The sequence below is a fragment of the Aeromonas ichthyocola genome (genome assembly GCF_046087985.1).
GTDB lineage: Bacteria > Pseudomonadota > Gammaproteobacteria > Enterobacterales > Aeromonadaceae > Aeromonas > Aeromonas rivipollensis.
This window is the reverse complement of sequence record NZ_JBJSWH010000001.1, coordinates 911,701-937,737: the sequence shown is the minus strand read 5'-3', so window position 1 is coordinate 937,737 and position 26,037 is coordinate 911,701. Positions and strand designations below refer to the sequence as shown.

Annotated in this window: 26 protein-coding genes, 2 tRNA genes and 2 pseudogenes; 24 read left to right on the top strand and 6 right to left on the bottom strand. The window is 58.5% G+C overall.

The features are described 5' to 3' along the window. The first annotated feature begins 349 nt into the window (after window positions 1–349). The 5 genes from ACF2JD_RS04510 to ACF2JD_RS04490 all read left to right on the top strand — a co-directional run bounded on the left by ACF2JD_RS04510 (window position 350) and on the right by ACF2JD_RS04490 (window position 2,506). A complete protein-coding gene (locus ACF2JD_RS04510; protein WP_163154255.1) occupies window positions 350–502 on the top strand; it encodes a hypothetical protein in 153 nt (50 codons plus the stop codon). Between the two features lie 78 nt (window positions 503–580). Beyond that, entirely contained in the window at window positions 581–949 is a 369-nt protein-coding gene (locus ACF2JD_RS04505) for a PRC-barrel domain-containing protein (RefSeq protein ID WP_106887621.1), read from the top strand. A 384-nt stretch (window positions 950–1,333) separates the two neighbouring features. Next, window positions 1,334–1,810, top strand: coding sequence for a transcription elongation factor GreA (gene greA, locus ACF2JD_RS04500; RefSeq protein ID WP_440986837.1), 477 nt, complete (start codon window positions 1,334–1,336; stop codon window positions 1,808–1,810). Window positions 1,811–1,826: 16 nt separating this feature from the next. Further along, window positions 1,827–1,973: a hypothetical protein gene (locus tag ACF2JD_RS04495; RefSeq protein ID WP_440986836.1), complete on the top strand. Its 147-nt coding sequence runs from the start codon at window positions 1,827–1,829 to the stop codon at window positions 1,971–1,973. A gap of 338 nt (window positions 1,974–2,311) precedes the next feature. Beyond that, window positions 2,312–2,506: a hypothetical protein gene (locus ACF2JD_RS04490; RefSeq protein WP_440986835.1), complete on the top strand. Its 195-nt coding sequence runs from the start codon at window positions 2,312–2,314 to the stop codon at window positions 2,504–2,506. 70 nt (window positions 2,507–2,576) lie between these two features. Here the strand turns inward: ACF2JD_RS04490 and yhbY are convergent, their stop codons facing one another. Beyond that, a complete protein-coding gene (gene yhbY, locus ACF2JD_RS04485; protein WP_440986834.1) occupies window positions 2,577–2,873 on the bottom strand; it encodes a ribosome assembly RNA-binding protein YhbY in 297 nt (98 codons plus the stop codon). Window positions 2,874–2,970: 97 nt separating this feature from the next. Between yhbY and rlmE the strand changes: the two genes are divergently transcribed. The 17 genes from rlmE (at window position 2,971) to ACF2JD_RS04400 (ending at window position 19,975) form a co-directional block, all read left to right on the top strand. Beyond that, entirely contained in the window at window positions 2,971–3,600 is a 630-nt protein-coding gene (gene rlmE, locus ACF2JD_RS04480) for a 23S rRNA (uridine(2552)-2'-O)-methyltransferase RlmE (RefSeq protein ID WP_005326622.1), read from the top strand. Between the two features lie 45 nt (window positions 3,601–3,645). Then, a complete protein-coding gene (ftsH, locus tag ACF2JD_RS04475) occupies window positions 3,646–5,598 on the top strand; it encodes an ATP-dependent zinc metalloprotease FtsH (RefSeq protein WP_111910384.1) in 1,953 nt (650 codons plus the stop codon). 83 nt (window positions 5,599–5,681) lie between these two features. Beyond that, entirely contained in the window at window positions 5,682–6,527 is an 846-nt protein-coding gene (folP, locus tag ACF2JD_RS04470) for a dihydropteroate synthase (RefSeq protein WP_303810140.1), read from the top strand. Window positions 6,528–6,544: 17 nt separating this feature from the next. Continuing rightward, on the top strand, window positions 6,545–7,879 hold the full coding sequence (gene glmM, locus ACF2JD_RS04465) for a phosphoglucosamine mutase (protein ID WP_106887617.1): 1,335 nt from the start codon (window positions 6,545–6,547) through the stop codon (window positions 7,877–7,879). Between the two features lie 131 nt (window positions 7,880–8,010). Further along, a complete protein-coding gene (tpiA, locus tag ACF2JD_RS04460) occupies window positions 8,011–8,775 on the top strand; it encodes a triose-phosphate isomerase (protein ID WP_408849292.1) in 765 nt (254 codons plus the stop codon). Next, window positions 8,776–9,102, top strand: a complete 327-nt coding sequence (gene secG / locus ACF2JD_RS04455; RefSeq protein WP_025326063.1) for a preprotein translocase subunit SecG — start codon at window positions 8,776–8,778, stop codon at window positions 9,100–9,102. It abuts the gene before it with no gap. Window positions 9,103–9,111: 9 nt separating this feature from the next. Beyond that, window positions 9,112–9,196 (top strand) — tRNA-Leu (locus tag ACF2JD_RS04450). A 92-nt stretch (window positions 9,197–9,288) separates the two neighbouring features. Continuing rightward, window positions 9,289–9,365 (top strand) — tRNA-Met (locus ACF2JD_RS04445). A gap of 166 nt (window positions 9,366–9,531) precedes the next feature. After that, window positions 9,532–9,990: a ribosome maturation factor RimP gene (gene rimP / locus ACF2JD_RS04440; protein WP_106887615.1), complete on the top strand. Its 459-nt coding sequence runs from the start codon at window positions 9,532–9,534 to the stop codon at window positions 9,988–9,990. 14 nt (window positions 9,991–10,004) lie between these two features. Further along, a complete protein-coding gene (gene nusA, locus ACF2JD_RS04435) occupies window positions 10,005–11,507 on the top strand; it encodes a transcription termination factor NusA (protein WP_106887614.1) in 1,503 nt (500 codons plus the stop codon). Between the two features lie 20 nt (window positions 11,508–11,527). Further along, complete coding sequence (gene infB / locus ACF2JD_RS04430; protein ID WP_106887613.1) at window positions 11,528–14,224, top strand: translation initiation factor IF-2; 2,697 nt, start codon at window positions 11,528–11,530, stop codon at window positions 14,222–14,224. A 55-nt stretch (window positions 14,225–14,279) separates the two neighbouring features. Continuing rightward, window positions 14,280–14,714: a 30S ribosome-binding factor RbfA gene (gene rbfA, locus ACF2JD_RS04425; protein WP_005326642.1), complete on the top strand. Its 435-nt coding sequence runs from the start codon at window positions 14,280–14,282 to the stop codon at window positions 14,712–14,714. Window position 14,715: 1 nt separating this feature from the next. After that, entirely contained in the window at window positions 14,716–15,675 is a 960-nt protein-coding gene (truB, locus tag ACF2JD_RS04420; RefSeq protein WP_111910381.1) for a tRNA pseudouridine(55) synthase TruB, read from the top strand. A gap of 160 nt (window positions 15,676–15,835) precedes the next feature. Beyond that, window positions 15,836–16,105 carry a 30S ribosomal protein S15 gene (gene rpsO, locus ACF2JD_RS04415; RefSeq protein WP_005326646.1) on the top strand — a complete coding sequence of 90 codons (270 nt, stop codon included), beginning with the start codon at window positions 15,836–15,838 and terminating at the stop codon, window positions 16,103–16,105. 180 nt (window positions 16,106–16,285) lie between these two features. Further along, entirely contained in the window at window positions 16,286–18,427 is a 2,142-nt protein-coding gene (gene pnp, locus ACF2JD_RS04410; RefSeq protein WP_106887611.1) for a polyribonucleotide nucleotidyltransferase, read from the top strand. 147 nt (window positions 18,428–18,574) lie between these two features. Continuing rightward, window positions 18,575–19,747, top strand: a complete 1,173-nt coding sequence (locus ACF2JD_RS04405) for an MFS transporter (protein WP_440986833.1) — start codon at window positions 18,575–18,577, stop codon at window positions 19,745–19,747. A 27-nt stretch (window positions 19,748–19,774) separates the two neighbouring features. After that, on the top strand, window positions 19,775–19,975 hold the full coding sequence (locus ACF2JD_RS04400; protein WP_440986832.1) for a hypothetical protein: 201 nt from the start codon (window positions 19,775–19,777) through the stop codon (window positions 19,973–19,975). 629 nt (window positions 19,976–20,604) lie between these two features. Here ACF2JD_RS04400 and ACF2JD_RS04395 read toward each other — a convergent pair. Both ACF2JD_RS04395 and ACF2JD_RS04390 read right to left on the bottom strand, forming a co-directional pair. Next, window positions 20,605–20,889, bottom strand: a pseudogene (locus tag ACF2JD_RS04395) (DsrE family protein); the annotation flags it as partial. Further along, window positions 20,867–21,688 (bottom strand): annotated as a pseudogene (locus ACF2JD_RS04390) (transposase family protein). The pseudogenes ACF2JD_RS04395 and ACF2JD_RS04390, both read right to left, overlap by 23 nt. A 439-nt stretch (window positions 21,689–22,127) precedes the next feature. Between ACF2JD_RS04390 and ACF2JD_RS04385 the strand changes: the two are divergent. Then, window positions 22,128–22,364 (top strand): DUF1090 family protein, encoded by a 237-nt coding sequence (locus ACF2JD_RS04385; protein ID WP_440986831.1) that lies wholly within the window; start codon window positions 22,128–22,130, stop codon window positions 22,362–22,364. A gap of 179 nt (window positions 22,365–22,543) precedes the next feature. On the opposite strand, the gene ACF2JD_RS04380 is transcribed toward ACF2JD_RS04385, so the two are convergent. Both ACF2JD_RS04380 and trhP read right to left on the bottom strand, forming a co-directional pair. After that, a complete protein-coding gene (locus ACF2JD_RS04380) occupies window positions 22,544–22,792 on the bottom strand; it encodes a YfhL family 4Fe-4S dicluster ferredoxin (RefSeq protein ID WP_440986830.1) in 249 nt (82 codons plus the stop codon). A gap of 1 nt (window position 22,793) precedes the next feature. After that, on the bottom strand, window positions 22,794–24,155 hold the full coding sequence (gene trhP, locus ACF2JD_RS04375; RefSeq protein WP_033130937.1) for a prephenate-dependent tRNA uridine(34) hydroxylase TrhP: 1,362 nt from the start codon (window positions 24,153–24,155) through the stop codon (window positions 22,794–22,796). 455 nt (window positions 24,156–24,610) lie between these two features. Between trhP and ACF2JD_RS04370 the strand changes: the two genes are divergently transcribed. Beyond that, complete coding sequence (locus ACF2JD_RS04370; protein ID WP_005326662.1) at window positions 24,611–25,537, top strand: L,D-transpeptidase family protein; 927 nt, start codon at window positions 24,611–24,613, stop codon at window positions 25,535–25,537. 66 nt (window positions 25,538–25,603) lie between these two features. On the opposite strand, the gene ACF2JD_RS04365 is transcribed toward ACF2JD_RS04370, so the two are convergent. Continuing rightward, window positions 25,604–25,999: a VOC family protein gene (locus ACF2JD_RS04365; RefSeq protein ID WP_162519240.1), complete on the bottom strand. Its 396-nt coding sequence runs from the start codon at window positions 25,997–25,999 to the stop codon at window positions 25,604–25,606. Window positions 26,000–26,037 lie beyond the last annotated feature (38 nt).

Sequence of the window (26,037 nt, the reverse complement as noted above, 5' to 3'; positions counted from 1 at the left end):
ACCGCAGACATGGCAGGGAAAAGGGGGCAGGCACAGGCCGGGGAGCTGCAGGCTCCCTTGGTTCTGACATCTGGATGGGGCTTCATCTTGATGCCTGAGGCTCAGCCTCTCCTGTCGGCGGGTTGTGTCGCCTCGGGGCCTTGCCGGCGGTAGCCGGGGGAGGGGATCGAACAAGTGGTGCTCTGGCTTAACGCCGTATCAGCGAGCCATTGGTCAGGTGTCGGGCCCGTGCTCTATGTGGGTCAACGTACAGACCCCCTGCTGTGTGCGGCTTATTCTCACGATGGCTGGTGCGGGATCCCATTCTCGGTGCTCGCACCCTCATCCAACTGACTATCAGGAGTTCATCATGAACAAGGACCAACTCAAGGGTCGTACTGAAGAGACCAAAGGCAAGGACGACAAGGAATCAAAGGGGGCGATTCCAGTGTCCGCCGGCAAACACCAGGCAGCCCCCGACGATAGAAAAGAAGAGCGCAGGGACGCCAGAAAGGGGAAATAAATCGTTACCGCGTTGGTTAGCGTTCTGCCAACGCGCTTTTCCCCTCACTCTTTCTTCCAACAATGTCAGGAGTATCAAATGAACAATATCATTCCATCCAGCCGTCTTGGGTCAAGAGTACTCAGCGCCAGCACGCTCAGTGGCGACGATGTGTACGACCCGAGAGGTGAAAAGCTGGGCAGCATCAAGGAGCTCATGCTGGATATCGAAAACGGCAAGGTGTGCTATGCGGTGCTCTCCTTCGGCGGTTTCCTCAGTCTCGGCGAGAAGCTGTTTGCCGTACCCTGGAGCGCCCTGAAGGTCGATACTGAAAACAAGCGCTTCATCATGGATACCACAGAGGAACGCATGAAGAACGCCCCGGGTTTTGATAGCGACCACTGGCCCAACATGGCAGATACCTCTTGGGAAAAGAGCATCTACAGCTATTACGACACCAGGTACTGAGGTGGTTTTGCACGCTGGCTTGATGTTGGTCTGCCTTTTGATCCCCTCCGGCCGATGATCGCCAGCAAGGCATGGAAACGTGTCTGCAAGCAGGATTTCACCTAGGCAAGGCGAGGCTCGATGCGGTGGTGAGCCTGATCAGACAACCAAAACGAAAATATTGCAGCCAGGGTCAAGGTCGCCGTGGCTGCCTCTGGTCGCCTCATCCTCTCGATTTTCTTCAACCTCCCGGCAGGCCTCTGGTCATTCAAAGCGCGATCCCGCTCGCAGGGGCTGACATGGATTTTGTGGCGGCTTCATATTAAGATGCCTCATCCGAACCGATAGCTGCGGCTCTCTTTGATTGCCGCAGCTTCTCTTTTTCAAGCAACCCAGGTTTCGACTATGAATCATACTCCGATGACTGTTCGCGGCGCTGAAAAGCTGCGTCAAGAGCTCGACTATCTGAAGAGCGAGCTGCGTCCCCAGATTATCGAAGCGATTGCTGATGCCCGTGAACATGGTGATCTGAAAGAAAACGCCGAATACCATGCCGCTCGCGAGCAGCAAGGTTTCTGTGAAGGCCGCATTCAGGAGATTGAGAGCAAGCTCTCCAATGCCCAGGTGATCGATATCACCAAGATTGCCAACAATGGCCGCGTCATCTTCGGTGCGACCGTGACTCTGCTGAAAAGCGAAACGGAAGAGGAAGTGGTCTACCGCATCGTGGGTGACGACGAGGCGGACATCAAACAGAACATGATCTCTGTCAACTCCCCCATTGCCCGCGCCCTGATTGGCAAGGAAGTGGACGATGTCGCAATCGTCAAGACGCCGGGCGGTGATGTGGAATACGAAGTGCTGGAAGTCGCTTATATCTAAGCGAATGCTATAGCGCATGAAACAGGGGGGCTGGCGCTCCCCTCTTGTCTTTATCTATGTGATTATTGATAAAAATGGGACGGCGATACGCCTCGGTAAAGGCGTCCTGATGGTGCTGAAACAACCAGTGACGCAGCCGTTCCTGATGCTCTCGCTCATTTGAAAGCTCAGCGCCCAGTAGCATGGTCGGCATGGGCTTTGATGCGCCTTACCAGTCGTCCCTGTAGTGGAAGAGGGTCCTCTTCTCGATGCAGAGTTCGCCGTTGATGCTGGGTATCGGCCACCATGTTAGGTGGCTGGCAGTTTTCTCACGATGAGGCCGTTGAGGGAGAGGCTGGTGACCTGAAACAGGCCTCAGCTCAGCTGCAAAGCTTGGCTTTTTGGGTGAGACGCCAGGCGCGCGGACGCGCAAACCCCAGCTCCCCTGATGACGGGGGCTGCAGATACCGGGGCTCGACGAAGCCGTCTTCCCCTTGGGTAAATCAGAGGAAAGCGTAGCTGATGGCCTGCGAAGCGGGCTTCGAGTACCAGGTGTTCGGCTTTGTGCAGCAAGCCAAGCATGGGGGCATCCAGGTGACCACTCAGGACATGGGTGTCCTGATTGCTCCCCAAGTCCCGCAGCATGGCCAGCTCATCGTCGGTCAGAATAGGACGGTGAGCCATAATGCGTGTCCGGAAGTATTCATCGCAGGTTAAGGGCTTTGCGACTACTTTGGCAAGCGACTCGGGAAGAAGTGGAATAAGGAAAGAGCGATGCTCTTTCCTTTTACTTGCGGGGCAGCTGGATTTTGGGTTCGTTGGCTTGACGATAAATGGTCAGCACATGGCCCATGCTCTGTACCTTGATGGCGCCTGTCTCACGGACGATGGCTTCCATCACCAGCTGTTTCATCTCACGATCTTCAGACGACACCTTAACCTTGATCAGCTCGTGGTGGTTCAGCGCCAGATCGATCTCGGCCAGCACCCCTTCGGTCAGGCCGTGTTGTCCCAGCAGGACGACCGGCTTGAGGCTGTGGGCTAGGCCCTTGAGGTACTGTTTCTGTTTATTGTTGAGAATCATGGCAATTTCTTCATAAGTCAGGGTTGAAAGGGGCGTATTCTACCCCCACTTAGCCCTTAATACTAATAACCCTTGTGGTTTTTTAAAGTCGACAATCATGACCCAGAAAAAACATTCCCCCAGTTCAACCCGCTGGTTAAAAGAACATTTTGACGATCATTACGTCAAAAAAGCCCAGAAGTTGGGACTGCGTTCCCGTGCCGTGTTCAAGATCGATGAGATCCAGGGCAAGGACAAACTGCTCAAGCCGGGCATGACGGTGGTGGATCTGGGGGCGGCCCCCGGTGGCTGGTCCCAGTTTGCCATCGATCAGGTGGGTGACAAGGGGCGAGTGATTGCTTGCGATATTCTGCCGATGGATTCCATTGCCGGTGTCGATTTCCTGCAAGGGGACTTTCGGGAGGAAACTGTGCTTGCCGCCTTGCTGGCACGAGTGGGCCCGGACAAGGTTGATGTGGTCATGTCTGACATGGCGCCCAACATGAGCGGGACCCAGCAGGTGGATCAGGCTCGCTCCATGTATCTGATCGAGCTGGCGCTGGACATGTGCAATCAGGTCCTGCGCAGTAATGGCAGTTTCGTGGTCAAGGTATTCCAGGGGGAGGGGTTTGATGCCTATCTCAATGAAATTCGTAGACTTTTCTCTGTCGTCAAGATTCGTAAACCAGACTCCTCCCGTGCCCGTTCACGAGAAGTCTACATTGTGGCTACCGGTTTTAAACTGTAGTACCCTAACCCTCATCGTTAACTGTCAGTCTGCGAGGTCATTGATTTGAGTGACATGGCGAAAAACCTAATCCTGTGGCTGGTCATCGCCGTCGTGCTGATGTCGGTATTCAATAGCTTCAGCCCCAGCGATACCACCAGTCGCCAGCTGGACTATTCCAGCTTCGTGAAAGAAGTGACCCAAGAGCAGATCCGTGAAGTGCGGATGGATGGCAAGGTCATTAATGGCGTCAAGCGCACCGGTGAACGTTTCACTACCATCATCCCTGCGCCGGATCCCCAACTGCTCAACGACATGCTCAACCACAACGTGAAGGTGATGGGTGAGAAGCCGGAAGAGCCGTCTCTGATCACGTCCATCTTCATCTCCTGGTTCCCGATGCTGTTGCTGATCGGTGTCTGGGTCTTCTTCATGCGTCAGATGCAGGGCGGCGGTGGCAAGGGTGCCATGTCGTTCGGCAAGAGCAAGGCTCGCCTGATGAGTGAAGATCAGATCAAGACCACCTTCGTCGACGTGGCGGGTTGTGACGAGGCAAAGGAAGAGGTCAAAGAGCTGGTCGACTATCTGCGTGATCCGACCAAGTTCCAGAAACTGGGCGGCAAGATCCCCACCGGCGTGCTGCTGGTCGGCCCGCCCGGTACAGGTAAGACCCTGCTGGCTAAGGCCATCGCGGGTGAGGCCAAGGTGCCCTTCTTCACCATCTCGGGTTCCGACTTCGTCGAGATGTTCGTGGGTGTCGGTGCCTCCCGGGTGCGCGACATGTTCGAGCAGGCCAAGAAGTCTTCCCCCTGCATCATCTTCATCGATGAAATCGATGCGGTCGGTCGTCAGCGTGGCGCCGGTCTGGGTGGTGGCCACGATGAGCGTGAGCAGACCCTGAACCAGATGCTGGTCGAGATGGATGGTTTTGAAGGCAATGAAGGCGTCATCGTCATCGCCGCGACCAACCGTCCAGACGTGCTGGATCCCGCGCTGCTGCGTCCGGGTCGTTTCGACCGTCAGGTCGTGGTCGGTCTGCCGGATGTCCGCGGTCGTGAGCAGATCCTGAAGGTGCACATGCGCAAGGTTCCGTTGGCGGATGACGTCAATGCCGCTGTGATTGCACGTGGCACCCCGGGCTTCTCCGGCGCCGATCTCGCCAACCTGGTCAACGAAGCCGCCCTGTTCTCCGCCCGTGAGAGCCGTCGTGTGGTCTCCATGCTGGAATTCGAGAAGGCCAAGGACAAGATCATGATGGGTGCGGAGCGTCGCTCCATGGTGATGAGAGACTCCGAGAAGGAGATGACCGCTTATCATGAAGCCGGTCATGCCATCATCGGCCGTGTAGTGCCGGATCATGATCCCGTCTACAAGGTATCCATCATCCCCCGTGGCCGTGCCCTTGGGGTGACCATGTACCTGCCGGAGCAGGATCGCTGGAGCCACTCCAAGCAGCATCTGGAGTCCATGATCTCCAGCCTGTACGGCGGTCGTCTGGCGGAAGAGCTGATCTACGGTGCCGAGAAGGTATCGACCGGTGCTTCCAACGACATTGAGCGTGCCACCGACATCGCCCGCAAGATGGTGACCCAGTGGGGTATGTCCGAGCGTCTGGGCCCCATGCTCTATGCCGAAGAAGACGGTGAAGTCTTCCTTGGTCGCAGCATGGCCAAGGCCAAGCACATGTCCGACGACACTGCGCGCGTCATCGATGCCGAGGTCAAGCAGGTCATCGATCGCAACTATGCTCGTGCCAAGCAGATCCTGCAGGACAACATGGATGTGCTGCACACCATGAAGGATGCCTTGATGAAGTACGAGACCATAGATGCCAAGCAGATCGACGATCTGATGGCCCGTCGTGAGGTCCGTGCTCCCAGCAACTGGCACGATGAGCACGGTGACACCCCGCAAGGCGGCGCCAGCGTGAGCAGCGAGCCCGAGGTCAAGGCGCAGGCCGATGACAACAGCGCACCGCGCAATGACATCGACAAGGCGAACGATGTGCCGGCCAAATAAGCTTTCATGATCCAGACCCCGGGCTTGCCCGGGGTTTTTCTTTATGCGATACCCAGATTTTCTTGTGACAGGTAGATGTAAAGATGCAACTAATCAGCAAGGGGCGCAGCCTCTCCCTGGATCGTCCCCACGTCATGGGGATCCTCAACGTGACGCCGGACTCCTTCTCCGATGGCGGCCGCTTCAAGCCGCTTGAACTGGCCCTGGCCCATGCCCGCCAGATGATGGAGGAGGGGGCCACCCTCATCGACATCGGCGGCGAGTCGACCCGCCCTGGCGCCCCCGACGTGAGCGAGCAGGAGGAGCTGGACAGGGTCATCCCCGTGGTCGAGCGGATGGTGCAGGAGCTGGATGTGATGATCTCCCTCGATACTTCCAAGGCTGCCGTGATGAGGGCGGGCTGCGCGGCAGGCGCCCACCTCATCAATGACGTGAGGGCCCTGCTCGAGCCCGATGCTCTGGCTGCCGCGGCAGAGGCTGACGTGCCCGTGTGCCTGATGCACATGCAGGGACAGCCAAGAACCATGCAGTCCGAACCCCATTACGACGACTTGCTGGGGGAGGTGAGGGCCTTCTTCGACGAGCGGATAGCCGCTTGCCTGGATGCCGGGATCCCGCGCCAGCACCTGCTGCTGGATCCGGGTTATGGCTTTGGCAAGACGGTGGCACACAACTATCAGTTGCTGGCCGAGCAGCAGAAGTTGCTGGATTACGGTCTGCCGCTCTTGGTGGGGATGTCGCGAAAGTCTATGATAGGCAATCTGCTTGGCCGCCCCGTTGATGAGCGGCTGGCCGGCAGTCTGGCCTGCGCCCTGATCGGGTTGCAACATGGCGCCAGGATCATTCGGGTGCACGACGTGCGAGCCACCATGGACGCGCTGCGCGTAGGCTGGATGACCATGACGGGACAAGATTTCGTATCCAGATAAAATAACGAGAACAGACAATGACCAGAAAGTACTTCGGCACAGACGGTGTGCGCGGCAAGGTGGGTGAATACCCGATCACTCCGGATTTCGTGATGAAGCTGGGCTGGGCCGCCGGCAAGGTGCTCTCCAAGAAGGGCACCAAGAAGGTGCTGATCGGCAAGGACACCCGGATCTCCGGCTACATGCTGGAATCGGCGCTGGAAGCGGGCCTCTCCGCTGCGGGCCTCAAGGCCATATTGATGGGCCCCATGCCGACGCCGGCGGTGGCCTACCTGACTCGCACCTTCCGTGCCGAGGCTGGCATCGTCATCAGCGCCTCCCACAACCCCTATTACGACAACGGCATCAAGTTCTTCTCCGCCGACGGCACCAAGCTGCCCGATGAGGTGGAGCTGGCCATCGAAGCCGAGCTGGATCACGAGCTCAAGTGCGTGGAGTCCGCCGAACTTGGCAAGGCCCAGCGCATCGACGATGCCGCCGGCCGTTACATCGAGTTCTGCAAGAGCACCTTCCCCACCCATCTGAGCCTGGAAGGGGTGAAGATGGTGGTGGATTGCGGCCATGGCGCCACATATCACATAGCACCCTCAGTGTTCCGCGAGCTGGGCGCCGAGGTGATTGCCATAGGCTGCAGCCCGGATGGCCTCAACATCAATGATGGGGTGGGCTCCACCGCACCTGAGGCGCTGGCCGCCAAGGTGCTGGAGTGCAAGGCCGATCTCGGTGTCGCCTTCGACGGCGACGGCGATCGCCTGGTGATGGTTGACAGCACTGGCTACATCATCGACGGGGACGAGATCCTCTACATCATCGCCCGCGATGCCCTGCGCAACGGTCGCCTCAAGGGCGGCGTGGTCGGTACCCTGATGGCCAACATGGGCCTGGAGCTGGCATTGCAGACGCTCGGTATTCCGTTTGCCCGTGCCAAGGTGGGTGACCGCTACGTGCTCGAGATGATGAACGAGAAGGGCTGGCGCATCGGTGGCGAGAACTCGGGTCACATCATCTGCCTGGATCAGACCACTACAGGGGATGGCATAGTCGCCGCCCTGCAGGTGCTGACGGCGGTGTGCTCTGCAGAGATGCCGCTGGCCAAGCTGCGCTCCGGTATGAGCAAGTTCCCCCAGGTACTGGTGAACGTACGTTTTGCCGAGGGCAAGGATCCGCTGGCGGCCGAAGCCGTGCAGCAGGAAGTGGCCAAGGTGGAACAGGAACTGGGTGGCCGTGGCCGTGTCCTGCTGCGCAAATCCGGCACCGAGCCCCTGATCCGGGTGATGGTGGAAGGGGAGCATGAGCAACAGGTGCGTGACATGGCACAACGCATCGCCCAACAGGTCGAATCGGCGTTTTAATGAGCAACCAGGGCGGTTTTTTAACCGCTCTGGTTGTATCTTGTTCAAACGATTCGAAAATTTGAAAATAGCACTTGTCAGCTGATCATCCTCTGGATATTATCAGCCCCGCTTTCGCAAGGGAGTTGCCGATGGGACATCGCAAGCCGTTTGTAGCAGCCAACTGGAAGTTACACGGTAGTAGGTCGCAGTTAGAGCAGTTTACGAGTCAATGCCTGAAGGGTGTTGGTGATGATGTAGATGTTGTTCTCTGTCCTTCCCATGTGCATCTCGACTTTACCGCACGACTGCTCGATGAGCAGAAGGCGATAAGGTTGGGGGCTCAGAATGTGAGCCAGCACCGACAAGGCGCTTATACGGGTGAAGTCTCGTGTGAGATGCTGGTCGAGGCAGGGTGCCGATACGTACTGGTTGGGCACTCCGAGCGCAGGCGTCTCTTTGGTGAGACCAGCTTTATCGTCGCAGAGAAGTTTGCGGCAGTCAGAGCGGCAGGTTTGATTCCCATCCTTTGTCTGGGGGAGTCAGGTGCGGCGAGGCAGGCGAGAAGAACCTTCGAGGTGATCGCCGAAGAGCTGGATATCGTCATAGAGAAAAATGGCGCGATGGCTTTCGATAATGCTATCATCGCCTACGAGCCGATTTGGGCTGTAGGTACAGGTAAATGCGCCACACCCGAGCAGGCACAAGAGGTTCATTCCTTTATTCGTGGTCGCTTGGCGGAGGATACTCCGGTAATAGGTGAGAAAATCAGAATCATCTATGGTGGGAGCGTGACGCCGACCAACGCGAGAGATTTGTTTGCCCAGCCCGATATTGATGGCGGACTGATAGGTGGAGCAAGCCTCGACAGCGATGCGTTTTTAGGAATTGTTGAAGCGGCAAAGGGTGCAAGTTAAATGTACGAGATTCTTTTAGTCGTTTATCTGCTGGTGTCACTGGCTCTGATCGGTCTGGTGATGATTCAGCAAGGTAAAGGGGCTGATATGGGCGCCTCCTTCGGCGCAGGGGCATCGAATACTGTATTCGGCTCCGGTGGTTCAGGCAGTTTCCTGACCCGCACAACTGCAATTTTGGCCACTCTGTTCTTTTTGATCAGCCTGGTGCTTGGCTCCATGTCAAGCAACAAGGTAAAACAGGGTAGCGAATGGGAAAATCTGCAACAGACTCAGCAAGTTGAGCAGACCAAAGCGCCAGTGAAGAAAGACACTGACGTTCCCGAGTAAAGAGTTTTTGCCGTGGTGGTGGAATTGGTAGACACGCTATCTTGAGGGGGTAGTGCTCTAGGGTGTGCGGGTTCGAGTCCCGCCCACGGCACCAATTAAGCAGTGAGCCCGGGTAACCGGGTGTATTATAGTCACTCAGTCTTGTATGAAGAGAGTGAACTGGCTATAATCTCGCACGATTTCGGACGCGGGGTGGAGCAGCATGGTAGCTCGTCGGGCTCATAACCCGAAGGTCGTCGGTTCAAATCCGGCCCCCGCAACCAAATTTCACGCATTTCCTACGCTCAGGAAGGCGGTCGCTGCGAGGCGACAATCAGGGTAAAGCGCCAAGCCCCGATTTGACATCGGGGCTTTTTGTTATGTGCGATTTACTCTGAATCGATCTCTATCTGGGCTATATGCCCTTTTTTTGTTTTTCGGAGGGTGACTTTGGCTACGTTGGAACAACGTTTGACCGATCTGCTCGAGGCTCCGGTCGTTGCCTTGGGTTTTGAACTTTGGGGTGTCGAGTTTATCCGTGCGGGTAAGCACTCGACCTTGCGCGTCTTCATCGACTCAGAGCAAGGCGTGACGGTGGAAGACTGTGCCGAGGTGAGCCGCCAGGTTGGCGCCATCATGGACGTTGAAGATCCCATCACCGAGGAGTATTACCTCGAGGTTTCCTCCCCGGGCCTGGATCGTCCGCTGTTCAAGGTTGCCCAGTTCGAAAAATACGTTGGCCAAGAGGCGGCGGTTTCGCTTCGGATGGCAACAAACAACCGCCGCAAGTTCAAAGGCGTAATCAAAGCTGTGCAGGGGGACATGGTCACCTTGACAGTAGATGGTAAGGACGAGGTGTTGGCTTTCACCAATATCCAAAAAGCGAACATAGTGCCGAACTTTGGTTAACGAGGCTATCGGATATGAATAAAGAGATTTTGCTGGTCGTTGACGCTGTGTCCAACGAGAAGGCTGTCCCCCGCGAGAAGATTTTCCAGGCTCTGGAGACTGCGCTGGCGACTGCGACCAAGAAAAAATACGAAGGCGAGATTGAAGTTCGGGTCGAGATCGATCGCAAGACCGGTGACTACGACACCTATCGCCGTTGGGTCGTGGTGGCCGATCAGGCTTCCATGGAGAACCCGTACGGGGAAATCACCCTCGAAGCCGCTCAGATCGAGCAGCCGGATATCCAGATCGGCGACTATGTTGAAGACCAGATTGACTCTGTGACCTTCGACCGCATCACCACCCAGACCGCCAAGCAGGTCATCGTGCAGAAAGTGCGCGAGGCCGAGCGTTCCCAAGTCGTTGACCAGTTCAAGGACAAGGAAGGCACCATCATCAGCGGCGTGGTCAAGAAGAGCAACCGCGACAACGTGATCCTGGATCTGGGCAGCAATGCCGAGGCCGTGATCTTCCGCGACGACATGCTGCCCCGTGAGACCTTCCGTCCCGGTGACCGCATCCGTGGCCTGCTCTATGCCGTCCGCCCGGAAGCCCGTGGTTCCCAGCTGTTCGTCAGCCGCTCCAGCCCGGACTTCCTGAAAGAGCTGTTCCGCATCGAAGTGCCGGAAATCGGCGAAGAGATGATCGAAATCATGGGCGCCGCCCGTGATCCGGGTTCCCGCGCCAAGATCGCGGTCAAGACCAACGATCGTCGTATCGACCCGATCGGTGCCTGTATCGGCATGCGCGGTGCCCGCGTTCAGGCCGTCTCCGCCGAGCTGAGTGGTGAGCGTGCCGACATCGTGCTGTACGATGACAACCCGGCCCAATACGTGATCAATGCCATGGCGCCTGCCGATGTGGCCTCCATCATCGTTGATGAAGACAACCACACCATGGACATCGCCGTGGAAGCCGCCAACCTGGCCCAGGCCATCGGTCGCAACGGTCAGAACGTGCGTCTGGCCTCCCAGCTGACCGGCTGGGAGCTGAACGTCATGACCGTCGAGGACATGCGTGCCAAGCACCAGGCCGAGAACGATCGCATCCTGACCCTGTTCACCAGCGCCCTGGACATCGACGACGATTTCGCCGGTCTGCTGATGGAAGAAGGTTTCTCCACCCTGGAAGAGATCGCCTTCGTACCCGTCAATGAGCTGCTGGCCATCGACGGTCTGGACGAAGACATGGTGGAAGAGCTGCGCAAGCGTGCCAAGGATGTCCTGACCACCAAGGCCCTGGCCAAAGAAGAATCCTTCGACGGCGTAGAGCCTTCCGAAGAACTGCTCAATCTCAACGGCCTTGGCCGTGAAATGGCGTATGCCCTGGCCGCTCGCGGCGTCGGCACCCTGGAAGATTTGGCAGAGCAAGGTATCGACGACCTTGCCGACATTGAAGAGCTGACCGCTGAGAAAGCCGGTGAGCTGATTATGGCTGCTCGCAATATCTGTTGGTTCGGAGAAGAGCAGTCTGAATAAGATCAAACGGAGGAAAATGAATGGCAGAAGTATCAGTCAAACAACTTGCCACTGACATCGACACGCCGGTTGATCGTCTTCTCCAGCAGTTTGTCGATGCCGGTATCAGCAAGAGCAAGGCCGACGACCTCGTCAGCGAGTCTGAGAAACAGACTCTGCTGGCTCACTTGAAAAAACAGCATGGAGGTGACGAGATCACCGCACCAGCCCGCATGACTTTGCAGCGCAAGACCAAGAGCACCTTGAGTGTTCAAGGGACTGGCGGCAAGAACAAGGAAGTGCAGGTTGAAGTGCGCAAGACTCGCACCTATGTAAAACGTTCGGCGCTGGAAGATGAACAGCGTCAGGCGGAAGCCGAGGAAAAAGCGCGTTTGGAAGCAGAAGAAAAAGCTCGTCACGAGGCCGAAAACAAGGCCCGTCTCGATGCTGAAGAGAAGGCTCGCCGTGAGGCTGAGCAGGCTCGTCGTGAAGCTGAGGAAAAGGCGCGGATCGAGGCACAATCAAAGGCTCGACAGGCTCCACAGCCCGCCAAAGTAGCCGCTAGCACAGCTCAGCAAGAGGCAGAAAAGATGGCCAAGCGCGAAGCAGAAGAACTGAAGCGCCAACAGGAACAAACCGCTTTGCAAAAAGCAGAAGAACTCGCCGCGAAGAAAGCCGAAGAGGCTCGCGTCATGGCGGAACAGAACGGCCCTCGCTGGGCTGAAGAAGAAGCTGCTCGCGCCAAAGAGAGCAGTGATTACCATCTGACCACCAACAAGCATGCGCAAGCCGCAGAAGACGAGTTGGACCGGAAGGAAGAGACCAGTCGTCGCACTGCTGCTGCAGCTGTCAAGGCCCCGAAAAAGGCCACTCGCCGCGAAGACGACCGTGACTCCCGCAACCCTCGTGCTCGCAAAGGCAAGCGCGGCAAGGTCGCCATGCCCAACGCCATGAAGCACGGCTTCAACAAGCCGGCCGCCGTGGTGAACCGTGACGTCGTCATCGGCGAGACCATCACAGTGGCCGAGCTGGCCAACAAGATGGCCGTCAAGGGTGTCGAAGTCATCAAGGCGATGATGAAGATGGGCGCCATGGCGACCATCAACCAGGTGATCGATCAGGAGACCGCTCAGCTGGTCGCCGAGGAGATGGGTCACAAGGTATTGCTGCGTCGCGAGAACGAGCTGGAAGAGGCGGTACTGTCCGATCGTGACGAGACCTCCGAAGCCAAGCCACGCGCGCCAGTCGTGACCATCATGGGTCACGTCGACCACGGCAAGACCTCGCTGCTGGATTACATCCGTAAAGCCAAGGTTGCCGCTGGCGAAGCCGGTGGTATTACCCAGCACATCGGTGCCTACCACGTCGAGACCGACAGTGGCATGATCACCTTCTTGGATACTCCGGGTCACGCTGCGTTTACCTCCATGCGTGCCCGTGGTGCCAAGTCGACCGATATCGTCGTTCTGGTTGTTGCTGCCGATGACGGCGTCATGCCGCAGACCATCGAAGCCATCCAGCACGCCAAGGCGGCAGAAGTGCCCATCGTGGTTGCGGTCAACAAGATCGACAAGCCCGAAGCGGATCCGGATCGCGTCAAAACCGAGCTGGCCCGTTACAACGTCATGTCCGAAGACTGGGGTGGCGACAGCCAGTTCGTGCACGTCTCCGCCAAATCCGGCGAAGGCATCGACGATCTGCTGGAAGCCATCCTGATCCAGTCCGAAGTGCTGGAGTTGAAAGCGGTTGTCGATGGCATGGCCAGCGGCGTCGTGATCGAATCCTTCCTGGACAAGGGTCGTGGTCCGGTTGCTACCGTGCTGGTACAAGAAGGTACCTTGCGCCAGGGCGACATCGTGCTGTGCGGTCTGGAATACGGTCGTATCCGTGCCATGCGTGACGAACTGGGTCGCGAGATCAAGGAAGCGGGCCCGTCCCTGCCGGTGGAAATCCTGGGTCTGTCCGGGGTGCCGTCTGCTGGTGACGAAGCCACCGTTGTACGTGACGAGAAGAAGGCCCGTGAAGTGGCACTCTATCGTCAGGGCAAGTTCCGCGACGTCAAGCTGGCTCGCCAGCAGAAGGCCAAGCTGGAAAACATGTTCGCCAACATGACCGAGGGCGAAGTGTCCGAAGTGAACGTGGTGATCAAAGCCGACGTACAGGGTTCGGTGCAAGCTATCTGCGATGCGCTGGTTCAGCTCTCTACCGACGAAGTCAAGGTCAAGATCGTGGGTTCAGGGGTCGGTGGCATCACCGAAACCGACGCTACCCTGGCGGCTGCTTCCAGCGCCATCCTGGTGGGCTTCAACGTCCGTGCCGACGCTTCTGCGCGCAAGGTCATCGAGTCCGAGAGCCTGGATCTGCGTTACTACTCCGTCATCTATGATTTGATCGACGAAGTGAAGCAGGCCATGAGCGGCAAGCTGGCTCCTGAGTATCGTCAGGAGATCATCGGTCTGGCTGAAGTCCGTAGCGTCTTCAAGTCACCGAAGTTCGGCGCCGTTGCCGGCTGTATGGTTACCGAAGGTGTGGTCAAGCGTTCCAACCGTATTCGCGTTCTGCGTGACAACGTGGTTATCTATGAAGGCGAGCTGGAATCCCTGCGCCGCTTCAAGGATGACGTCAACGAGGTCCGCAACGGTTACGAGTGTGGTATCGCGGTCAAGAACTACAACGACGTACGCGAAGGCGACCAGATCGAAGTTTACGAGACCATTGAAATTCAACGGACTCTGTAAGCCGACAGTTAGACAAAATAGGGGGCTGCGGCCCCCTTTTATCGCAGGATAGAATATGGCCAGAGAATTCAGCCGGACCCGTCGGGTCGGGCAGCAGATCCAGCGCGAAATCGCGCTGATCCTGCAGCGCGAGGTGAAAGACCCGCGCATCGGCATGGTGACCGTCTCCGACGTGGAAGTCTCCAAGGACCTCAACTATGCCAAGATTTACGTCACCTTCCTGCAGCTGGAGAATGACGCCGAGCGCATCGCGGAAGGGCTCAAGGGCCTGACCGAGGCGGCCGGTTACATTCGCAGCCTGCTTGGCAGCGCCATGCGTCTGCGGGTGGTGCCTGAGCTGCGTTTCTACTACGACCAGACCCTGGTCGAGGGGATGCGCCTCTCCAACCTGGTGACCAACACTGTGCGTGAAGACAAGCGTCGCATGACCGAAGCCGGTCGTGAAGAAGACGAAGCCGCACCGGATGATACTACTGAGGACAAAGCCTGAGATGTCTCGAAGACGTCGTTTCAAGGGCCGTGACGTACACGGTATCCTGCTGCTGGACAAGCCGACCGGTCTGACTTCCAACGATGTGTTGCAGAGGGTCAAACGGATCTACAACGCGGCCAAGGCCGGCCACACCGGCGCCCTGGATCCCCTGGCGACCGGCATGTTGCCGATCTGCCTCGGTGAGGCCACCAAGTTCTCCCAGTATCTGCTGGAGGCGGACAAGCGCTATGAGGTGACCGCCAAGCTGGGCGAGCGCACCAACACCAGCGACTCCGACGGCGAGGTGGTCTCCATCCGTCCGGTGAACGTGGCCGTGGGTACCCTGATCGAGGCGCTGGACCAGTTCCGCGGCCCCATCATGCAGGTGCCGTCCATGTACTCCGCCCTCAAGCACAACGGTCGTCCGCTCTACGAGTACGCCCGTGAAGGCATAGAGATCGAGCGGGAAGCCCGCCCCATCACCGTATTCGAGCTCAAACTGCTGAGTTTCGAAGGGGATGAGGTGCGCCTCGAGGTGCATTGCAGCAAGGGCACCTACATCCGCTCCCTGGTGGACGATCTCGGCGAAGTGCTGGGCTGTGGCGCCCACGTCACCCAGCTGCGTCGCACCCAGGTGGCCAGCTATCCCTATGACAGGATGCTGACCCTGGATCAGCTCGAGTGCATCTTCGAGCAGGCCAAGGCCGAGAGCATTCCGCCGCGGGAGCAGCTGGATCCCCTGTTGCTGCCGATGGATACCGCAGTGGCGTCTCTGCCCGAGGTGAACATGCTGACGGCCGTGGCCGCCTATGTGAACCAGGGCCAGGCCGTGCAGGTGGCAGGTGCGCCGCAAAGCGGCCAGGTCCGCATGACGGTCGGTCCTGAGCGCGAGTTCATCGGCGTCGGCGAAATCGACGACGAAGGGCGGGTCGCCCCCAAGCGACTGGTGCGTTATCACGACGATAACAACGAGGAGTGATCCTCTGGCGGCATCGCTCTGGCTTACCGGTCAGGGTGCGTGCAGCTCGCTCCTCTTTATCGTTGCGAAAAGGGGCGGCTGCGATTATGATACCGCCCTCATTTCACGGCTGAATTAGAGATTGGCTGTGAACCTTTAAACACTCTACTGGAGTAATACCATGTCTCTAAATGCTGAGATCAAAGCTTCCATCGTTGCTGACAACGCTCGTTGCGCCAACGACACCGGTTCCCCCGAAGTGCAGGTTGCCCTGCTGACTGCCCAGATCAACCATCTGCAAGGTCACTTCAAGGAGCACTCCAAGGATCACCACGGTCGTCGCGGTCTGCTGCGCATGGTTTCCCAGCGTCGTAAGCTGCTGGACTACCTGAAGCGTAAAGACGTCCAGCGTTACGCTGCTCTGATCGCCAAGCTGGGTCTGCGTCGTTAATCGACCATCAGATTTTGCGAAAAAGGGGAACCGTGAGGTTCCCCTTTTTTATGGATCATTTTTATCGCGCGGCAAACCGTTGCCTGCCTCACAGAATGCGCGCCACCGCTTACCTTTTGATGCGAATCAAGTATACTTGCACGCGAATTTAAAGCGCCAAATTGTAAAAAGGAAATTCACGTGAATCCTATTGTAAAGTCATTCCAGTACGGTCAACACACCGTCACCCTGGAAACCGGTGTGATGGCCCGTCAAGCCACTGCGGCCGTCATGGTCAGCATGGACGATACCTGCGTATTTGTGACCGTCGTCGGCAAGAAAGAGGCCGATCACGGCCGTGATTTCTTCCCGCTGACCGTCAACTACCAGGAGCGTACCTATGCTGCTGGTCGTATCCCGGGTGGTTTCTTCCGTCGTGAAGGCCGTCCGAGCGAAGGTGAGACCCTCATCTCCCGCCTGATCGACCGTCCTATTCGTCCGCTGTTCCCGGAAGGCTTCCTCAATGAGGTTCAGGTGGTTGCCACCGTCATGTCCGTGAACCCGGCCGTGTCCCCCGACATCGTAGCCATGATCGGTGCCTCTGCTGCCCTGGCCATCTCTGGTATCCCGTTCGGCGGCCCGATTGCTGCTGCCCGCGTGGGTTACATGAACGGTCAGTACGTGCTGAACCCGACCACCACCGAACTGCCCCAGAGCGATCTGGATCTGGTGGTTGCCGGTACCGCCAACGCCGTGCTGATGGTGGAATCCGAAGCGGCCATCCTCTCCGAAGAGGTGATGCTGGGCGCCGTGGTCTATGGCCACGAGCAGATGCAGGTGGTGATCAACGCCATCAACGAATTCGCCGCCGATGTGGGTACCCAGCCGTGGGACTGGACCCCGCCTGCCGTCAACGAAGCGCTGAAAGCCAAGGTTGCCGAGCTGGCCACCGCCGAACTGGGTGAAGCCTACCGCATCACCGAGAAGGCAGTGCGTTACGCCGCCATCGGTGCCATCAAGTCCCGTGTGGTTGAGCAAGTCATCGCCTCCGGCGTGGAAGAAGATGCCAAGAAGATCGGCGAAGAGTTCCACAGCCTGGAAAGCCGCATCGTCCGTGGCCGTGTGGTCCGTGGCGAGCCGCGCATCGATGGTCGCGATCCGGAAATGATCCGCGCCCTGTCTGTCGGCACCGGCATCCTGCCCCGTGCTCACGGCTCCGCCCTGTTCACTCGTGGTGAGACTCAGGCCATCGTGGTTGCGACTCTGGGTACCGAGCGTGACGCCCAGAACATCGACGAGCTGGCTGGCCACCGTGCCGACCGCTTCATGCTGCACTACAACTTCCCGCCGTACTGCGTCGGCGAGACCGGCATGATGGGCAGCCCCAAGCGTCGTGAAATCGGTCATGGTCGTCTGGCCAAGCGCGGCGTTGCTGCCGTGATGCCGAGCGCCGCCGAGTTCCCGTACGTGGTACGCGTGGTGTCTGAAATCACCGAATCCAACGGTTCCTCCTCCATGGCCTCCGTCTGTGGTTCCTCCCTGGCGCTGATGGACGCGGGTGTGCCGATCAAGGCCTCCGTTGCCGGTATCGCCATGGGTCTGGTGAAGGAAGAAGAAGGTTTCGTCGTGCTGTCCGACATCCTGGGTGATGAAGATCACCTGGGCGACATGGACTTCAAGGTGGCCGGTACTACTCAAGGTATCACCGCGCTGCAGATGGACATCAAGATCGAAGGCATCACCAAAGAGATCATGGAGATTGCCCTCAAGCAAGCCCGTGGTGCTCGCCTGCACATCCTGAAAGTGATGGACGAAGCCATCCAGGCGCCGCGTGCCGAGATCTCCGATTTCGCCCCGCGCATCCACACCATCAAGATCAATCCTGAGAAGATCAAGGATGTCATCGGCAAGGGCGGTTCCGTGATCCGTGCCCTGACCGAAGAGACAGGCACCAACATCGAGCTGGATGATGACGGTACAGTCCGCATCTCCGCCGTTGCCAACGAAGCCGCCATGGAAGCCATCCGTCGCATCGAGGCCATCACCGCCGAGATCGAAGTGAACCGCATCTATGAAGGCAAGGTTGTGCGTCTGGCCGATTTCGGCGCCTTCGTCAATATCCTGCCGGGTAAAGACGGTCTGGTACACATCTCCCAGATCACCGATGCCCGCGTGCAGAACGTGGCCGACTTCCTGAAGATCGGTGACGTTGTGAAGGTGAAGGTACTGGAAGTGGACCGTCAAGGCCGTGTGCGTCTCTCCATCAAGGAAGCGAATGCACCGACCGAAGCCGCCGCCCCGGTTGCCGACGTGGCCGTTGCCGAAGAGCCGGCTGCCGAATAAGGCATCCGCTCTGTGAAAAGCCGACCTCAGGGTCGGCTTTTTTGTGCCTGTCTGCCTGAGGGGACCAGGGAGAAGATGCCTTGTTCCTTTTGGCGCCAGTTGCTATAAGGGACGACTCGCCGTCACGTTGTCAAAAGGAAGTGCAGCATGTCATGGGCCTATCTCAGGCAGTTTCCCCCGCTGGTCTGGATCGTCATCCTGGGCACCTTCATGGTGCGCACCACCTTCTTCATGGTCTGGCCCTTTCTCTCCATCCTGCTCTACCGCGACTATGGGCTTTCGGCGACCCTGATCGGCCTCATCCTGGGGGCCACGGCGGCCCTCTCCACCCTGGTCAGCTTCTACGGCGGCTGGCTGTCGGACAAGTGGGGGAGGCGCAACATACTGCTGTTTGGCTGCCTGGTGTCCGCCCTGAGCGTCGCCCTGCTCGGCCTCTCCCATCAGGTGATCTGGCTGGCGATGGGGGTGATCGGCAGCGGGCTCTCCTACGGGCTCATCGATTCGCCGGGCAAGGCGCTGATGGCCGATAGCCTGGCCGAGCCCAAAGCCCGCGAGTTGGCGCTGCACCTGCGCTATTTTCTGCTCAACCTGGGGGCAGCCATAGGCCCCCTGCTCGGGGTCAGCTACGGCCTGAGCGCCCGCCAGGAGACCTTCCTGCTGCTCAGTGTCAGCTATCTGCTGCTGGGCTTCATCTTCTTCGTCGGCTTTCGGCTGGCCGCCTGTCAGCCAAGCCATGCCGCCGGCCCCGGCATGCGCGCCGTGCTGCGGGTGCTCTGGCAAGACAGGGGCTTCCTGCTGCTGACGATGGCCAACTTGCTGCTGATGCTGGTCTATGCCCAGTTCGAGTCACCGCTCATCCAGTACCTGACCCGGGCGGGGACCCCTGAGGTGGAGCGGCTCATCGGCTGGCTGGTGAGCACCAATGCGTTGACCATAGTGATCCTGCAGTTCCCGCTGCTGCACCTGACCGCCAACTGGTCTATCAAGCGCCGACTGCAGCTCGGGGTCGCCTTCTTCCTCAGCGCCCAGCTGCAGTTCGCGCTCGGGGATACCGCCATCTGGTGGCACTGGATAGTGGCGGTGATCCTGCTGAGCGTCGGCGAGTGCATCCTGTTCCCCTTGCTCAACGTGCTGGTCGATCAGATGGCGCCGGAGCACCTCAAGGGCAGCTACTTCGGGGCGGCCTCCATGTCCGGGCTCGGGATCGCCATCGGTGCCCTGCTGGGAGGCTGGATCCTGGCCAACTGGGGGGGCAGCTGGCTCTATGCCCTCATGGCTCTGCTCTGCCTGGCGATTCTGATGCTGGCGCATGCTTTATGATGGCGCTCACTTCATCCACCGAGGCACATGGTCGGACAGGGCCAGCTCGCCAAGTGCCCGGTTGAGTTTGCCGCATCGAGTCCGGCGGCCCAGATACCCACCGGCAATCAGCTTGGTCTGCTTGGCCAGCAACACGATAGTAGCCGGGTCAGCAGAGTGGCAAAGGCGATGACCAGCAGTATGCCGATGGTGAGGGTGATGAAGATGCTGGTGCGGGCGCTCTCATAGGCGCTTTGGGACTCCTCGCGTCCGAGCTTGGCATAGTATTGGTTCCTTCATGGAGCGCGACATAGGTTGGGGCGCCTGCCAGGAACTGCTCCGTACCAGCGGCGTGTTCCCCTCGCGCCAGTTGTGCCATGACGGCATCGTGCAGTGCAGCCTGCCAGGGTCCATAGCGGCGTGGGCCGAACAGCATCGGTCCCGTGAGCTGGTGCCGACCTTCTCATCGACCAGCAGGTAGCTTAGTTCGAAGCGACGCAAGTTGGCTACCGTCTGGCCCATGTTATTGACGCGATTGATGCAATGATGGCGGGTCAGCTCCAGGGAGCGGCTGTTGATACGGCGACCATCATCAGGGCGACGCTCAGTTTCTTACCGATATTCATGTTCATCAATGACATAAGTGTTCCGGAACATCGACGTGCAGGGAGTGCTGTTTTGCTTATTCATCCCGAAATAGCCAAACGGTCAGCCCTGGCATCAATGACGGATACCGAGGGCCAGGAAGTCATTCTGCTTGGCGAATGGTGACGCCTTTATGTACGCCACATAGCGAAATAATTATGGATTAGTCATTGTTGAATTGTTTTTTGGACGGGCAATACCAAGGAGGCATCTGGGGTAAGTGATGACGCGATCTAGAAGGTCAGCACCTTGTCGGCAGCGAGTGTCCATTGAGCCAGGGTCGGCAGGTGGTCGATGCGGATCCCTTCGATCAGAGGCAGGGCACCAATGCCACGGGCATCGCAGCAGCTCTGGCACAGGCGCACCTCCGCCCCCTGTACCAGCAAGATGTCCAGCATCTGGCGCAGGTGATAACGTGGCAATGGCCATCGGATAAGAGAAACAACCTGCTGGCCCCCTCTTCCTGCCAGGGCGGGAGCACACTTTGCTGAATTTTTAACCAAAGAATAACTGTGCCCGATAATTGTCATCCCAACTTGCTTTTTTTAGCTTGTTTCTCTGGCTCGGCGCGCCGCAATCACTCTGTTTTACGATGTTCAGAACATCGGAATAGCGCCATATTCTCGACCGCATCCTCCATCGCAATCCTTGATGCATCCTCGTTGAACACCACATCAAGAATGTAATGCTGACGTTCCACCCTGCTCTGACGAATATAGTGCCCGAGCAACTTGTGCTTGGGGGATAACGAGCTGACATAGTAGGAGGTATCTACCGTTCCTTTCCCGTTGGCACTACGGTGGCGCTCAACGGCAATGATGAACAGGGATTCGCTGCCATAGGGGGCGCCGTTGGCTTCTCTTTCTGATGTGCCTGGATGACAATCTTGGTACTTGATTCATGTACCACCACATGAGCCTTCCTGATTTTCTCGAGTGTTTCTCTCTCGACAATGCAGGGCATCGAGCGTGACAAGCACCTTTGAGTTCAAGAATGTCCAGTCTCTTTGAGAACCAATCGTAGGCCGTGACGATTGCATTTCCCCGATGTTGCACAAAGGCAATTCTGATCGCACCTTGCTTTCAAGCAGGGAATCGATGACAATGCAGCGCAGAATGCGGGCAATGGTGTGACGACGCGGGATGCCATTGACGAAGGGGCGATACTGGCGCAGCCAATCGGCCTTTAAATTGCCATAGGTTTTATGCCCTCGGCACCACTCATGATGGCGCTGATCATGACATCAACAAGGTCATGTTTACGATTGATGTCAGAGCGAGTTTCTTCGACAAGGGTAAGATGTTCAATCAAGGTCATAGAGTGTCCTGCATGAAAGTAAATTTCATTAACAAAGTGCGATCCCCGCCCTGCTCTTCCTGCAGTGCCAAGCCGAGGCGCAAGGCATTGAACAGGGACTTGCTGCTGATCAGTATCTGTTGGCGGGTCTCCTGAGACAAAGCCTTTAGGCAATGGCCCCCATGAGTTGCGCAAACCATGTCGCACCACTTTCGTTGACCTGCGAGGTGACCTTGGCCACGGTGGTGAATGAGCAGTGTGCTTGAAGTTGGATGAGCATCATTCACGGAACAACGGTGAACGAGAGGTTGAAAATGAACAAGAGCATAGCCGTGCTGGCATTGTTTGCCTGTGATGGCGGCTCCTGCGGTGGGTTGCGCTGCCAAGCGTGACGCCCTGCCGGGCAGATTGCCGGGCCCATGACACAGCCAAGTCGCTGGTTTGCAGCAGGCACTCAATAATGTTGAGGCTTATTGTGACGATGGCGGTCTTTGCTCAAAGAGAGCAGAAAGAGCGGGTTAACAAAAACCCGGCGAGGTGGATGAACGCCTGCGAGTTGCAGAGTGCCCGGGTGGAGGGCAAACCGGAGAATATTGCCAAGAAGCAGGCCAAGCTTGATGAGGCGCAGGCCAAACTGCAGGAGGCCCAGCGGGAGCCTTGCGCGCCCTGGTTGATGACAGGAGTAAGTAAACGCTAACCTTATCCGGCCCCTGTATTCGCTGGCACCCTGTTTCGAGTCGAGGCCCTGGTCGCTCCGTTCACGTCGGCATGGCGATGCCGTATTGGCTGGGGTTGCCGCGAGGCAGACCAGCTTGGCTGCGGATAGCAATGAGCCGGGCATAAGCCCGGCCTCATTGTTTGACCATCTCTGGCAAGTCAGCTGCGATGCAGCTTCACAAACTTCTCCATCAGCTGCTCTTCGGTCTCCACGTGGGCGGGATCCCAGATGATGCAATCGATGGGGCAGACGCTGATGCAGGTGGGCTTCTCATAGTGGCCGACGCACTCGGTGCAGCGACTGGGATCTATCTCGTAGATCTTGTCCCCCAGGCTGATGGCCTGGTTCGGACACTCGGGATCGCACATGTCACAGTTGATGCACTTGTCGGTGATGAGCAGCGCCATCTCAGGCCGCCGAGTGCGGCTGACGGGTGTCCTGCCGATCGCCCAGGTTGCGCAGCAGTATGCCGTAGTTGATGTCGATCTCTTTGGGGACCGGCACATAGACCACGTGGCCGTTGCCCGGCGCCGTGTCGATAAGCTCCCCTTTGCGGTTCTGCATCTGCTCCAGGTTGAAGCTGACATTGCCCTGGGGTGTCATCAGCTCCAGGCTGTTGCCCACCAGGAACTTGTTCTTCACTTCCACTTCCACCATATCGCCCTGGCGACCGGTGATCTCGCCGACGAACTGCTGGGTGTCGGAGACGGAGTAGCCGTAGTCGTAGTTCTGGTACTCGCTGTGGTTGTGACGACGCAGGAAGCCCTCGGTGTAGCCACGGTGAGCCAGGTTCTCGAGGGTGCCCATCAGGGTCGGATCGAACGGGCGACCGGCGACCGCATCGTCGATGGCTTTGCGATAGACCTGGGCGGTGCGGGCGCAGTAGTAGAAGGACTTGGTACGGCCTTCGATTTTCAGGGAGTGCACGCCCATCTTGGTCAGGCGCTCCACGTGCTCGACGGCGCGCAGATCCTTGGAGTTCATGATGTAGGTGCCGTGCTCGTCCTCGAACGCCGTCATGTATTCACCGGGACGGTTGGACTCTTCCAGCAGCACCAGGGCATCGCTCGGCTTGCCGAGCCCAAGGGTGTTGTCCGGGCGCACGGCAATGGGCTCCTGACGGTGCACAATCTGGCCCACGTCATCTTCCTTGCCCTCGTGCACCTTGTACTCCCAGCGGCAGGAGTTGGTGCAGGTACCCTGATTGGGGTCACGTTTGTTGATGTAACCGGAGAGCAGGCAGCGGCCGGAATAGGCCATGCACAGCGCCCCGTGGACGAAGACTTCCAGCTCCATCTCCGGCACCTGCATGCGGATCTCTTCGATCTCGTCCAGGGACAGTTCGCGGGAGAGGATGGCGCGGGTCAGGCCCATCTGATGCCAGAACTTCACCGTGGCCCAGTTGACCGCGTTGGCCTGCACCGAGAGGTGAATGGGCATGTCCGGGAAGGCTTCGCGCATCATCATGATGAGACCGGGGTCTGACATGATGAGCGCATCCGGCTTCATGTCCACCACGGGGCGCATGTCGCGGATGAAGGTCTTGAGCTTGGAGTTGTGGGGCTGGATGTTGGCCACCACATAGAACTGCTTGCCCAGGGCATGGGCCTCGTTGATGCCGAGCTGCAGATTCTCGTGATCGAATTCGTTGTTGCGCACCCGCAGGCTGTAGCGCGGCTGGCCCGCATAGACGGCGTCGGCGCCATAGGCATAGGCATAACGCATATTCTTGAGGGTCCCGGCGGGGGAGAGCAATTCTGGTCTGAACATGTTGGACTCTTTCTGTCTGATTGCAAATCAGGACGGCGCCACCTGATGGCGCCGTATAGGGTCATCGGCATGATGCGACCGTACTCGACGCACGGCCACCCGATGAGGTACACCCAGAGCACGAGATGACTCGATACTCCTGATAAAAGGGGTGCGAGATTGTACTCGTGACGGCGCCATCATGCAATTTGGGGCTAGGGTGGCGGGCCGGATGCATGTTCATTTTGCGCTCAGATTGGCGATGTTAGGCTGACAGGCACCCGATACGGTCGATTGTTGAGGGGAGAATGGATCTTTTCCGCGAAAAAGCCCCCTCTTCAAGTTGAAATTTTGTCCGACTCGGGAAAGAATGCGCGCTCGGTATTGGCCTCGGGCGAGCGCTACTCGCGACAAGGGACAGACCGAGGATGAACCGGCTTCAGGCCAACAGGTACAGGAAACCATACAGGAATTTTATGAATCCCCTTCGCATTGCCGCTTCGGCCCTTTTTTGCACTCTGACCCTGGTCAGCCAGCAGGCCGCCGCCGTTGAATACGCGCTGCCAGCCGCCAACAGCCGTCTGATCGGTGAGAACCAGGAATACGTGGTGCCCGCAGACAACCGTCCGCTGGAGCAGATCGCCGCCGACTTCCAGCTGGGCCTGACCAACATCATGGAAGCGAACCCGGGCGTCGACCCCTATCTGCCAACGCCGGGTAGCAAGCTGACCATTCCGCATCAGCTGATCCTGCCGAATGCACCGCGCGAGGGGATCGTCATCAACGTGGCCGAGATGCGTCTCTACTACTACCCGAAAGGCAAGAACGTGGTGCAGGTACTGCCCATCGGCATCGGCCAGCTGGGGGTCAACACCCCGGAGAACTGGATCACCAAGGTGGAGCGCAAGCGCGCCAACCCGACCTGGACCCCGACCGAGAACATCCGTCGCCGCTACGCCGCCCAGGGCAAGACTCTGCCTGCGGTCTGGCCGGCTGGTCCGGACAACCCCATGGGCCTGCACGCCCTCTATATCGGCAACCTCTATGCCATCCACGGCACCAACGCCACCTTCGGCATAGGTCTGCGGGTGAGCAGCGGTTGCGTGCGTCTGCGCGCCGATGACATCAAGTACCTGTTCGACAACGTGCCGGTCGGTACCCGCGTCCAGTTCGTCAACCAGCCGGTCAAGACCACGGTCGAGCCGGATGGCGGTCGTTACATGGAAGTGCACGAGCCGCTGTCGCGCACCGAGGAGGAGTTCAACTCCACCGCCTCTGTGCCGCTCCCCATGACCCCGGCCACCACCCGCTTCATCGCCCACATGGACAGCGACTCCAATGTGGTCAAGCAGGTGCTGGAACAGCGTACCGGCATGCCGACTCGCCTCAATCCTGAAGCCTGATCGCTTCTGATAGGTGTCAGGTAACAATAACGGCGACCCCAGGGTCGCCGTTATTGTTTATGCGGCTCAAGGGGCGGGCGGGGCATAGAGGGCCAGCCAGTTGCCTTCGGTATCCTCTATGATGACCCGGGAGCCGTGACCGCTGCCGATGGAGTGCAGGGGTTCGAGCACCCGCCCGCCGAGCCGGGGAACCAGCTGCTCCGCCTCCTGCAACCTGTCGCCCAGGGAGAGATAGATGAGGGGGCCGGCGCCACCGGGCTGGTGGTATTTGTCCATGGGGCCGAGACAGGCCGCCGCGTTGCTGCCATCGTAGCGCAGCATGGCAAAGCGCATCTCCTCCTCCTGTATGGGGGTGACCTGCACATCGAGCAGGGCCGAGTAGAAGTCCATGGCGCGATCCAGATCCCGTGTCGGAATGTCGGCCCAGACCAGGGTGTTGTCCATCTTCGTATTCTCCAGCAATATCCGGCCGATGCGGTCGGTGGCTCTTTGAGGGTAGG

What these genes read in the sequence shown, in the direction of transcription:
- rpsO (WP_005326646.1), top strand. Translation starts at nt 15,836, where the DNA reads ATGTCTCTAAATGCTGAGATCAAAGCTTCCATCGTTGCTGACAACGCT.
- truB (WP_111910381.1), top strand. Translation starts at nt 14,716, where the DNA reads ATGTCTCGAAGACGTCGTTTCAAGGGCCGTGACGTACACGGTATCCTG.
- ACF2JD_RS04385 (WP_440986831.1), top strand. Translation starts at nt 22,128, where the DNA reads ATGTTGAGGCTTATTGTGACGATGGCGGTCTTTGCTCAAAGAGAGCAG.
- ACF2JD_RS04370 (WP_005326662.1), top strand. Translation starts at nt 24,611, where the DNA reads ATGAATCCCCTTCGCATTGCCGCTTCGGCCCTTTTTTGCACTCTGACC.
- rbfA (WP_005326642.1), top strand. Translation starts at nt 14,280, where the DNA reads ATGGCCAGAGAATTCAGCCGGACCCGTCGGGTCGGGCAGCAGATCCAG.
- ACF2JD_RS04495 (WP_440986836.1), top strand. Translation starts at nt 1,827, where the DNA reads ATGAAACAGGGGGGCTGGCGCTCCCCTCTTGTCTTTATCTATGTGATT.
- nusA (WP_106887614.1), top strand. Translation starts at nt 10,005, where the DNA reads ATGAATAAAGAGATTTTGCTGGTCGTTGACGCTGTGTCCAACGAGAAG.
- ACF2JD_RS04490 (WP_440986835.1), top strand. Translation starts at nt 2,312, where the DNA reads ATGGCCTGCGAAGCGGGCTTCGAGTACCAGGTGTTCGGCTTTGTGCAG.
- ACF2JD_RS04380 (WP_440986830.1), bottom strand. Translation starts at nt 22,792, where the DNA reads ATGGCGCTGCTCATCACCGACAAGTGCATCAACTGTGACATGTGCGAT.
- tpiA (WP_408849292.1), top strand. Translation starts at nt 8,011, where the DNA reads ATGGGACATCGCAAGCCGTTTGTAGCAGCCAACTGGAAGTTACACGGT.
- ACF2JD_RS04405 (WP_440986833.1), top strand. Translation starts at nt 18,575, where the DNA reads ATGTCATGGGCCTATCTCAGGCAGTTTCCCCCGCTGGTCTGGATCGTC.
- infB (WP_106887613.1), top strand. Translation starts at nt 11,528, where the DNA reads ATGGCAGAAGTATCAGTCAAACAACTTGCCACTGACATCGACACGCCG.
- trhP (WP_033130937.1), bottom strand. Translation starts at nt 24,155, where the DNA reads ATGTTCAGACCAGAATTGCTCTCCCCCGCCGGGACCCTCAAGAATATG.
- greA (WP_440986837.1), top strand. Translation starts at nt 1,334, where the DNA reads ATGAATCATACTCCGATGACTGTTCGCGGCGCTGAAAAGCTGCGTCAA.
- ACF2JD_RS04510 (WP_163154255.1), top strand. Translation starts at nt 350, where the DNA reads ATGAACAAGGACCAACTCAAGGGTCGTACTGAAGAGACCAAAGGCAAG.
- glmM (WP_106887617.1), top strand. Translation starts at nt 6,545, where the DNA reads ATGACCAGAAAGTACTTCGGCACAGACGGTGTGCGCGGCAAGGTGGGT.
- secG (WP_025326063.1), top strand. Translation starts at nt 8,776, where the DNA reads ATGTACGAGATTCTTTTAGTCGTTTATCTGCTGGTGTCACTGGCTCTG.
- rlmE (WP_005326622.1), top strand. Translation starts at nt 2,971, where the DNA reads ATGACCCAGAAAAAACATTCCCCCAGTTCAACCCGCTGGTTAAAAGAA.
- ACF2JD_RS04400 (WP_440986832.1), top strand. Translation starts at nt 19,775, where the DNA reads ATGGTCGGACAGGGCCAGCTCGCCAAGTGCCCGGTTGAGTTTGCCGCA.
- ACF2JD_RS04505 (WP_106887621.1), top strand. Translation starts at nt 581, where the DNA reads ATGAACAATATCATTCCATCCAGCCGTCTTGGGTCAAGAGTACTCAGC.
- yhbY (WP_440986834.1), bottom strand. Translation starts at nt 2,873, where the DNA reads ATGATTCTCAACAATAAACAGAAACAGTACCTCAAGGGCCTAGCCCAC.
- folP (WP_303810140.1), top strand. Translation starts at nt 5,682, where the DNA reads ATGCAACTAATCAGCAAGGGGCGCAGCCTCTCCCTGGATCGTCCCCAC.